At 70.0% G+C, this 8022-nt stretch carries 10 protein-coding genes and 1 pseudogene; 6 read left to right on the plus strand and 5 right to left on the minus strand.

Annotation, left to right across the window (positions count from 1 at the left end; translation table 11 throughout):
- Positions 1-91: 91 nt before the first annotated feature.
- Entirely contained in the window at positions 92-460 is a 369-nt protein-coding gene (locus tag ACWCYO_RS39700; RefSeq protein WP_449786939.1) for a tautomerase family protein, read from the minus strand.
- Between ACWCYO_RS39700 and ACWCYO_RS39705 the strand changes: the two are divergent.
- Positions 435-527: pseudogene (locus ACWCYO_RS39705) on the plus strand (LysR family transcriptional regulator); the annotation flags it as partial. The gene ACWCYO_RS39700 and the pseudogene ACWCYO_RS39705 sit on opposite strands and share 26 nt — an antisense overlap.
- Before the next feature lie 70 nt (positions 528-597).
- Here ACWCYO_RS39705 and ACWCYO_RS39710 read toward each other — a convergent pair.
- Both ACWCYO_RS39710 and ACWCYO_RS39715 read right to left on the minus strand, forming a co-directional pair.
- Positions 598-807, minus strand: coding sequence for a DUF397 domain-containing protein (locus tag ACWCYO_RS39710; protein WP_449786940.1), 210 nt, complete (start codon positions 805-807; stop codon positions 598-600).
- A 3-nt stretch (positions 808-810) separates the two neighbouring features.
- Positions 811-1635, minus strand: coding sequence for a helix-turn-helix domain-containing protein (locus tag ACWCYO_RS39715; RefSeq protein WP_449786941.1), 825 nt, complete (start codon positions 1633-1635; stop codon positions 811-813).
- Positions 1636-1740: 105 nt separating this feature from the next.
- On the opposite strand from ACWCYO_RS39715, the gene ACWCYO_RS39720 reads away from it, so the two are divergent.
- The 3 genes from ACWCYO_RS39720 (at position 1741) to ACWCYO_RS39730 (ending at position 3249) form a co-directional block, all read left to right on the plus strand.
- Positions 1741-2088 (plus strand): recombinase family protein, encoded by a 348-nt coding sequence (locus ACWCYO_RS39720; RefSeq protein WP_270149388.1) that lies wholly within the window; start codon positions 1741-1743, stop codon positions 2086-2088.
- Positions 2085-2447, plus strand: a complete 363-nt coding sequence (locus tag ACWCYO_RS39725; protein ID WP_449786942.1) for a hypothetical protein — start codon at positions 2085-2087, stop codon at positions 2445-2447. Before ACWCYO_RS39720 ends, ACWCYO_RS39725 begins: the two co-directional genes overlap by 4 nt.
- 193 nt (positions 2448-2640) lie before the next feature.
- The gene (locus tag ACWCYO_RS39730; RefSeq protein WP_449786943.1) at positions 2641-3249 is read left to right on the plus strand and encodes a lytic polysaccharide monooxygenase auxiliary activity family 9 protein; all 609 of its coding nucleotides are present in this window, start codon (positions 2641-2643) and stop codon (positions 3247-3249) included.
- A 92-nt stretch (positions 3250-3341) separates the two neighbouring features.
- Here the strand turns inward: ACWCYO_RS39730 and ACWCYO_RS39735 are convergent, their stop codons facing one another.
- Positions 3342-4355, minus strand: a complete 1014-nt coding sequence (locus tag ACWCYO_RS39735; RefSeq protein ID WP_449786944.1) for a hypothetical protein — start codon at positions 4353-4355, stop codon at positions 3342-3344.
- A 267-nt stretch (positions 4356-4622) separates the two neighbouring features.
- On the opposite strand from ACWCYO_RS39735, the gene ACWCYO_RS39740 reads away from it, so the two are divergent.
- Both ACWCYO_RS39740 and ACWCYO_RS39745 read left to right on the plus strand, forming a co-directional pair.
- On the plus strand, positions 4623-5879 hold the full coding sequence (locus tag ACWCYO_RS39740; protein ID WP_449786945.1) for a hypothetical protein: 1257 nt from the start codon (positions 4623-4625) through the stop codon (positions 5877-5879).
- Positions 5880-6166: 287 nt separating this feature from the next.
- A complete protein-coding gene (locus ACWCYO_RS39745) occupies positions 6167-6892 on the plus strand; it encodes an alpha/beta fold hydrolase (RefSeq protein WP_449786946.1) in 726 nt (241 codons plus the stop codon).
- A gap of 46 nt (positions 6893-6938) precedes the next feature.
- Here the strand turns inward: ACWCYO_RS39745 and ACWCYO_RS39750 are convergent, their stop codons facing one another.
- On the minus strand, positions 6939-7841 hold the full coding sequence (locus tag ACWCYO_RS39750; RefSeq protein ID WP_449786947.1) for a hypothetical protein: 903 nt from the start codon (positions 7839-7841) through the stop codon (positions 6939-6941).
- Between the last annotated feature and the right edge of the window lie 181 nt (positions 7842-8022).

An 8022-nucleotide genomic window follows, 5' to 3' on the forward strand; every position in this document is an offset into this window, starting at 1 on the left:
CGAAATTCTCGTCTCAGATCATGGAACGACCGTAGATCCGTCCGGAAAGTCCCCGAGACTCGCCAGTCCGGGGGCTCGCGGCTCACATGGTTCAGCCGACTCGGCCGGCCTCCATGGCCTCCGGGTTCATCCGGGTGTCGAACCCGGTCTCGGGGTCGATGGTCCGGCCCTCCACCCACCAGTTCTCCGCAGCGGTTTCCAGGACGGTCATCAGGACGTCCTGGCGGCGCAACCCCGTGGCGGTCGCGAGGCGGTCGGCGACGGCTTCGAACAGTGCCGCCTTCTGAGCGGGGGGTCGGTGCTTGAAGGTCATCCAGATGATCACCGAGTCGGTGCTGCACTCGATACCGAAGAACGTCGGTGGGTGCAGGATGTCGGCAGGCTCCATGGCGTGCACGTCGTGCGCGACCGCAGCGCACGCACTGGGCGTCTGACCTGGTCTGCCCGGGCGACCGCGCATCGCACATATCGCGCGCGACTGGCTGACCGAGCTTCACCTGGTGGCGGCGGGCTGCGGCGTCACCACCCACCGCCGCCGGCCGTGGCGCAGGCCGTCCAGGCCCTGCACCGCGAGGCGGCCGGATGATCGGCGGATGGTCAGATGTCGCCGAACTCGCCGGAGACGGCCGCGGCGAGGAACGCACTCCACGCATCCGCCGGGAAGACAAGTGCCGGGCCCTCCGGGTCCTTCGAGTCGCGAACCGGGACGACACCGGGGAAGTCGGGTGAGACCTCCACACAGGAACCGCCGTTATCGGAGTGCGATGACTTGAACCAGGAAGCGCGGGACAGGTCTGGGCGGGTCATGGGTCAAAGTTCCTTTCGGGCCTGGTGAATCAGGTCGAGGGTCGCTGCTCTGGTCAGCGCTTCCACCTGCAGCCGATCGTAGGCCCTCTCCCATGTCCTGACAGTCCTGTCTTCCCGCACAACGAAGCCGTGGTCCGCAGATTCCGTGTAGCCGACCACAGAGCGGTCCGCGAACGTCAACAGCGTGACGAAGGCACGGAACGGGGCGTGCTCAGCCAGGCTGAACGGCGCCACCTGGAAGATCACATGAGGCCTCGTCGCCAGTTCGGCCAGGTGATCGAGCTGCCCACGCATCGTCGCGGCACCGCCTACTGGCCGACGGATGCCGCTCTCGTCTATCACCGCGTGGATGACTGGCGGCTCTGCACGCTTGAGCAGCCGCTGACGCGCGACAAGGAACTTCATTCGCTCCTCGGCTTGGTCCTGCGTGCTGCTTCCTCGTTGCACTGCCGCCGTCTCACGCGCGGATGCGTAGGCCTTGGTCTGGAAGAGCCCAGGAATGAGGTTCGGCTCGAAGATCCTGATCTTGGCCGCGCGGGCCTCCTGCGCAGCGTGCTCGGGGAAGCCCTCCAGGAACCCCTTCCTCCGCATCCCGACCCACATCAGCTCAAGCGTCTGCCCCGTCCCGAGCGCCTTGTCGACCGCCCTGACGAAGTCTCGGCTGGTGGACTTGCGACCGGTTTCCACCGCCGAGATGTAGCTGTCCGAGTACCCGCTGGCCGCAGCCAGATCCTGCTGGGTCCACCCCAGCGCCTCGCGCGAGCTGCGAAGCAGCGCGCCGAAGGACTCACGTGGGGACGCCGTTGGATCAAGCTCCTTGCGGTTCACAGCTCACACTCGATTCCACTTGAAACGCAGGCAAGTTGAACGATTGCCAAGCTTAGCGGACAGTAAGCACTCCCGGTAGCCCTCCAACTACGGAGAGGAGCAGCCATGGACTGCCCCCTGCCCCCGCAGGCCGTCGAACGCCTCCAGGTCGTCGCCTACCTCGCCAGGACCGACTCCGCCTTCCCCGAGCGCGAGTTGCGCATGTGCGAGGCCTACGCCCTCACCTTCAACTGGGACATCTCCCTCATCGTCGTCGACGACGAAGCCGACGCGAAGGGGCCCGAGCACCGCCCCATGCTCCGCGCCGCCCTCCAGCGGGTCATCGACCAGCGGGCCGGCGCGATCCTCGTCCCCACCAAGGCGACCATCTCCCCCATCGACGGCGAGTTCAACGAGTTCGCCGAGCGCGTCGAGAAGGCCTCCGGCTTCATCCAGATTGCGACCCGCCGATGACCGACCGCTACGCCATCGTCCCCGCCGACGCCCCGCACGGCGCCTCCTACCAGGTGTGGGTCGTCCGCGACCGCACGAGCAACCGACTCGTGAAGGCCCTCCCCCCGGCCGACGAGCCGCTGCGCTTCTACTCGTACGCCCAGGCCCGCGCCTGGACCCTCACCAACACCGCCACCACCCCCCACTACGAGATCCGCCTGATCGACACCAGCAGCCCCCACTTCCTCCAGATCGAGAGCTGGGGCCTCTGGGACCCGACCCACCACATCTACCTCCGCGCACCCGGCTCCCCCTCCCGCATCAGGCGCTTCTACACCCGCGCCGCTGCCGAGGACCTCCGACGGAGCCTCAGCGACTAGAGCTCCTCGCCGGGCGGTTCAACAACACGACGGACTCTTGCGAGTGGCGTGACGATGTCCCGCCGGATCGGACCGGTAGCCTACGAATCATCAAATTCCGCTGGGCAGGGCATTATTGCTCCCGTGTCGGCGCATCCCGCCCGCTGAGCTGTCATGCGCTTGCCCGGCCCACCGACTCCGAGAGGAGATGGAAATGGCTGCGAAAAACAGTGATGCGGTCCCCAGGCACGGGCGGCTGACGAGTCCTCGCTCGCGCGCCGACATTCACTTCAACGGCGGCTGGCCGTCCAACGGGCTGGAAGCCGGGAAGTTCTTCCCGGCGACGCAGGTCGGGCTGCCGGACCCGGACGTGCCGACGGACATCCCGAGCGGCCCCAAGGCGGTGCCGCCGGACGGGAAGATCGCCAGCGGCGGCAGCGAGCCGGCCGGTGCGGTGCTCGACGAGGTGCGGGAGTGGCCGAAGGTCGACCTCCGGGCGGGCGTCGAGGTGCCCTTCCAGTGGGGCTTCTCGGCCAAGCACCGCACGCGTCGCTACAACTACTTCGTGACCAAGGAGGATTGGAACCCGAGTGCTCCGCTGAGCCGCGCCCAGTTCGAGCGTGAGCCCTTCGCGACGTACAAGCCGTACGGCGACATGCCGTACGACAAGATGCCGGAAGCCCACGACGACCCACACCTCGACAAGCCGCACCCGGTCAAGCTGCCGAACCGCTCCGGCTACCACGTGATCCTCGGCGTGTGGGAGGTGGCCGACACCGGCCACGCCTTCTACCAGGTGATCGACGTGAACTTCACCCAGTAGTGCCGCTGGGGAGGCTGCCCGTCTCCGGCGGGCAGCCTCCCCGATGACCTTTCGGACGCCGTCCCGGTTGGAACCGTCCCGTCTCCGGGTGGTCAGAGCAACAGGCAGCCCAGCCAGCTGGAGGGCAACCAGCCCTCCAGGGAGCGCAGTTCGGGTTCGGTGGCGGGACGGGTCGCCAGGATGGCCTGGCGCACCTCGCCGCGCCCGCCGAGGGCGCTCAGCTCGCCGCCGGCGGCGGCCAGCGTGATCGTGAGGCCGTCGCGCTGCAGGACGTACCGGTTCGCTCCGTCGGACCACAGGCCACCCGGCTCCGGCAGGCAGGGGGTGAAAGGGCTGGTGGTGAGGTTCTCGCCGTCCGCGGACAGCAGCGGGCGGCCGCAGGGGGCGCTGTAGCCCGGGGAGACCGTCTCGACCGCGGCCTTGTCGAAGCCCTTGCCGAGGCCGCCACTGCCGGCGTGGATGTCCGCCTGGTCACTGAGCACGAAGACCGCCTGATGCCCGTCCCCACTGATCCCGGTGACCAGTACGTCCGCCGAGAGCACCGGCCGCATCAGGGACCGGGACGGGATACCGGCCTCGCGCAGTAGGTCCTGGACCCCCACTTCCCGCTGCATCGCCCGCAGCGGGAACGCGAGCACGAACAGGCCCAGCAGCATGCCGACGGCCGCCGGCAGGGCGGTGCGTGAGCGCAGCACCACGGCTCCGGCCAGGGCGAAGGACGGGAGGGCGAGCACCAGCACGCTCAGCAGGCCCGGGCGGAAGGGCAGCAGGAGGGCCAGCCCGTGGGCGGCGGCGAGGCCGAGCGCCATCGGCACGGGTGCCAGCAGCCAGCACCGCCGGGGGGCGGACGGCTGCAGGGCGTGGACACTGACGAAGTACGCGGGTATGACGACCGCGAGCGTCACCACCAAGTTCAGGATCACGAGGACGTGCCCACCGGGCTCGAAGTGCCGGCTGACGCTGCCGATGGCCACCGAGATCAACGACGGCAGGGCGCAGGCCGCACCGAGGGTGACGACCTGACGGCGTGGGCTCGGGGTAGGGCGATCCGGTGCGAGCCCCTGCGCTCCGACCGCGTGCGGATTGTCCGGTTCGACCGCGGCCATCGCTTCCCCCTGGTGATTCGGTGCCTTCGATCCACCAGTGGGACGAACTCGTGCCGATCTCGGTTGCGACAGGCGGCCGGTGTGCCGCGACGTCTCGAGACCTACCGTCCGTGCCGGTCGCCGGCACGACGACACCGACCTTCACCTTCGCCGGACATGCACCCGGGGAACTTGCTCCTCGAATCGTGCAACCTTTTCCGCCCCGCAAGTCATCGATCACATGAGTGTTCTATTTGATCGAACTGTAGGCCGAGAGAAGGGGAATCGGTGCGGACTGCTCGTGGTGCGGCCGTCCTGTTGGCAGTGGGGGTCGTCGCGTCCCTCACCCTCACCACGGGAGACTCCTTCTCGAAGGGCAGACCGAACGCCGCCGCCCCCGACCCCACAGCCCCGGAATCGGAACCGGAGCCGGACCCGGAACCCGCCACCACCCCGACTCCGACACCGACCTGGGACGGCCAGGTCCACGTCCTCGGCGACGGTTCCACCTCCTACACCGGCCCCCAGCCCAAGCAGCCCAAGCCCGAGAAGCTCAAACCGGGCGAGAAGCCGCCGCAGTTCGTCGTCTTCTCCTGGGACGGCGGCCTGGAGGGCGACGAGCACCTCTTCTCCCGCTTCCGCAAACTGGGCGCGGAGAACAACGCCCAGATGACCTACTTCCTCACCGGCATCTACACCCTCCCCAAGTCCAAGCGCAGCCTCTACCACCCGCCCCAGCACGACCCGGGCGCCTCCTCCATCGACTACGCGACCGACGCCCACATCAAGGACACCCTGGAGCAGCTGCGCCTGGCCTGGCTGGACGGCAACGAGATCGGCACCCACTTCAACGGCCACTTCTGCGGGAAGAAGGGCGGTAACGACTGGAGCACCGCGGAGTGGAAGAGCGAGCTGGACCAGTCCGTCTCCTTCGTCACCAACTGGAAGACCAACACGGGTTTCAAGGACCTCCCGCCGCTCCCCTTCGACTACACCAAGGAGCTGGTCGGCGGCCGCGCCCCCTGCCTGGAGGGGCAGAAGAACCTCCTCCCGGCCGAGAAGGCGGCGGGCTTCCGCTACGACGCCAGTTCCCCGGGCGAGTTCCAGGTCTGGCCGAGCAAGAGGGGCGGCATCTGGAACTTCCCGCTCCAGATGCTGCCCTTCCCGGCCAGGGAGAGCCAGGGCCTGTCGATGGACTTCAACTTCCTCGCCGGCCAGTCCGGGAACACCACCAAGGGCGACCCGAAGAAGTTCGACGAGTGGGAGAAGGAGGCCCGGCAGAGCTACCTCGCCGGCTTCGAGCGGGTCTACAACGGCAGCCGGGCCCCGCTGTTCATCGGGAACCACTTCGAGGACTGGAACGGCGGCATCTACATGCAGGCGATCGAGGACGTGGTGAAGGACGTCTGCCACCGCGACGGCGTCCGCTGCGTCTCCTTCCGCCAGGTCGCCGACTGGCTGGACGCCCAGGACCCGAAGGTCCTCGACAAGCTGCGCCAGCTCGACCCCGGTCAACCGGCCGACTGGTCCCGCCTGGTCAAATGACTCGCCCGAAGGGCGGTTTCAGGCGTCCCTCCGGTCGAAGCCGAGCCGCCCCCGCGTACCGGCCAGCGGTCGCGGGCACCACCAGGCCCAGCCCGGGCCGTGGGCGCGGGAAGCGCAGTGCCCCGGCGGCGGGCGGGAGGGGCGGCGCCGACGCCCACGCGGTCGCGCAGTATCGTCGACGACCGGAAGTCCTGAGCGCGGCCACCCGGCTCGCACCCCACGGGCGGGGGTCCGCCGCGCTCCGCGCTCCCCCGCCCTCGGCGATCCGCGCAACGGAGGTACCACAGATGGGCGTTGACACCGACCGGCCGACCTTCCTGCTGATCCACGGAGCCTGGCACGGAGCCTGGTGCTGGGACGCGGTCCGCACCGCGCTCGACGCCGACGGTTGGCGGTCCCGCGCCATCGACCTGCCCAGCTCCCATCCTCCGGTCGACCGGCCCGACGGTGCCCGCCCGGTGGGCATGCTGGACGACGCGGACGCCATCCGGGCGAGCCTCCGGAGCATCGGCGGCCCGGCGGTGGTGATCGCCCACTCCTACGGCGGCGTCCCCGTCACGGAGGCCATCGCGGACGCTCCGAACGCGGTGCTGGCGGTGTACCTCGCCGCCTTCCAGCTGGACGCGGGTGAGAGCATGTCCACCTTCCTCGGGACGCCGGTCCCGGACGACGGCACGGGCCAGGCCCCGCCCTACCCGGACTCCCGGCGGATACTCTTCGACGACGTGCCCGGGGCCGACGCCGACCGTGCCGTGACCCGGCTGCGCCCGCAGAGCGTCCGCTCCTTCACGGAGCCGGTGACCACGGCGGGGTGGCGCACCGTACCCTCCAGCTACATCGTCTGCGACCGCGACCAGGCGCTCGAACCGTCCAGGCAGCGCGAGCTCGCCGGCCGTGCCGGTTCCGTCCACCGACTGGCGAGCAGCCACTCGCCGTTCCTCTCCATGCCCCGGCAACTCGCCACGTTGCTGGGCCGGATCGCCGCTTCCCCCCTGCCCGCCCCGCGGCGTTGACCCCTCCGGGACGCCTGGGATCCGTTGACCTGGGTGATCGTCCGCGTCAGTTCGATCCCGGGCTCCGCGTCAACGCCTTGCGGGCTTCGTCGAGTTGGCGCTGCTCGGCGGCACGGTCGCGGTCGAGTTCCGCCTGGTGCGCCTGGATCTGCTGCTGCTGGTAGGCGGCGTCGACCGCGTACCAGATGCCGATCAGGTTGGTCTGGCGCTTGCAGGTGATGTCGGCCTGGGCGGTGGCGATCTCCTGCTGGTCCGCCGTGGGCGAGGCGCCCCAGTGCGGGTCGTTGTAGGCGTCGATCGGTGAGGCGTAGCCGTAGCCGGCGGTCTTCATGCAGCCGGACCAGGCGGCGAAGGCGGCCGTGACCCGGTCGTCGGCGGTGGCCTTGACGTAGCTGCGGGAGTTGATCTGTTCGCCGATCCGGGAGGAACCGTAGGCCGCGTCGCCGCTGAGCTGTTTCTGGGCATCCGCGAGGCAGCCGTGCACCGTGACGCGGTCGGCCTGAGACAGCGAGGCCATGTCGTCGGTCGGCACCTTGTCCTGGTCCGGCACGGGCGCCTTGTGGTAGCCGTACTGGGCGGCGGCGGCCGGGTCCGCCGGTCCGTACCGGCGCGGGACCTCACTGCCGCTGCGCTGGTGGGTGAGGGCGGTCGGCGTCCGGAACGTGACGCCGTGGTGCTGGATGCAGTCACCGGCCAGCACCCACGAGGCCTGGTTCAGCAGGGCGTTGTCGGCCGGGGTGAGCACGTACTGCTCGATCGGCAGGCGGAGGGCGCCCAGGTCGGTCGGGGCCGCGGACGGGACGTCGGCACTGGGCGTGGCCGGGATGTCCGCCAGGGTCGCTGCGGCGGCCGCCGGTTTCGGGGCGGCTGCCGGGTGGCCGGAGCCGGAGCAGCCGGCCAGCAGGGCGCCGAGCGCCGTCAGCACGAGTGCGGTGGTTCCGGCGGACACGCGGTGCGGAGGGTGCGGCACGGCGGTGGGACCTTCCTGGGGCAAGGGCGTGGCTGCCGGGCCGACCGCTCGCGGCCGGGGGGGGGGGGGCCGGCCCCGGGGGGGGCGGGGGTGTAGCAACGCCCGCAGCCCGCCACCCGAACCCCCGACGCGGCGGCGCAAAAAAGGATACAGGGATCCG

The sequence above is a fragment of the Kitasatospora sp. NPDC001683 genome (assembly GCF_053596495.1).

Excerpts from the sequence above, each read along its gene's own strand:
- ACWCYO_RS39725 (WP_449786942.1), top strand. The coding sequence starts at position 2,085 with ATGACCGACCGCTACGCCATCGTCCCCGCCGACGCCCCGCACGGCGCC.
- ACWCYO_RS39730 (WP_449786943.1), top strand. The coding sequence starts at position 2,641 with ATGGCTGCGAAAAACAGTGATGCGGTCCCCAGGCACGGGCGGCTGACG.
- ACWCYO_RS39710 (WP_449786940.1), bottom strand. The coding sequence starts at position 807 with ATGACCCGCCCAGACCTGTCCCGCGCTTCCTGGTTCAAGTCATCGCAC.
- ACWCYO_RS39700 (WP_449786939.1), bottom strand. The coding sequence starts at position 460 with ATGCGCGGTCGCCCGGGCAGACCAGGTCAGACGCCCAGTGCGTGCGCT.
- ACWCYO_RS39735 (WP_449786944.1), bottom strand. The coding sequence starts at position 4,355 with ATGGCCGCGGTCGAACCGGACAATCCGCACGCGGTCGGAGCGCAGGGG.
- ACWCYO_RS39745 (WP_449786946.1), top strand. The coding sequence starts at position 6,167 with ATGGGCGTTGACACCGACCGGCCGACCTTCCTGCTGATCCACGGAGCC.
- ACWCYO_RS39720 (WP_270149388.1), top strand. The coding sequence starts at position 1,741 with ATGGACTGCCCCCTGCCCCCGCAGGCCGTCGAACGCCTCCAGGTCGTC.